The sequence below is a fragment of the Corynebacterium sp. HMSC074A09 genome (assembly GCF_001811545.1).
Lineage (GTDB): Bacteria > Actinomycetota > Actinomycetes > Mycobacteriales > Mycobacteriaceae > Corynebacterium > Corynebacterium hiratae.
This window is the reverse complement of the sequence record NZ_KV805151.1, coordinates 1-359: the sequence shown is the minus strand read 5'-3', so window position 1 is coordinate 359 and position 359 is coordinate 1. Positions and strand designations below refer to the sequence as shown.

1 protein-coding gene is annotated in these 359 nt (G+C 56.5%); it reads right to left on the bottom strand.

Annotated elements, in window-relative coordinates:
* Positions 1-359, bottom strand: a 359-nt coding sequence (locus HMPREF2807_RS07240; protein WP_304439991.1) for an rRNA adenine N-6-methyltransferase family protein, incomplete at both ends; no start/stop codon positions are given.

Genomic DNA, 359 nt, shown 5'->3' with positions numbered 1-359 from the left:
TTTTTCCGTTGAGGAGGTCGTTGACTACTTCCCGATGGTGAAATGGGCCGATGGTGAGGTAGAGAGGAACCAGTCACCTGGAAGAGATCGATCCAGTCGCTGGTGTGCAATCTGGGAGGTAGGGTCGCGGGGTCGATTCCTCGCGAGCGCAACCATGATTGTGTTTCTGAACGTGATGAAAACAACCCTGCCCTTCGGAGAATTTCCCCTATCCCGCGTCCCCGGGCAGTGAAAACGGTGTGCACCATCGCCTGAAAGGCTTTGCGCTGCTCTATCGGAATCTTCGGGTCACCCACCCGGCGGATCACTAAGATCCCCCCGTCAACGTTTGGCTGTGGCCGGAAAGCAGACCTTGGTAC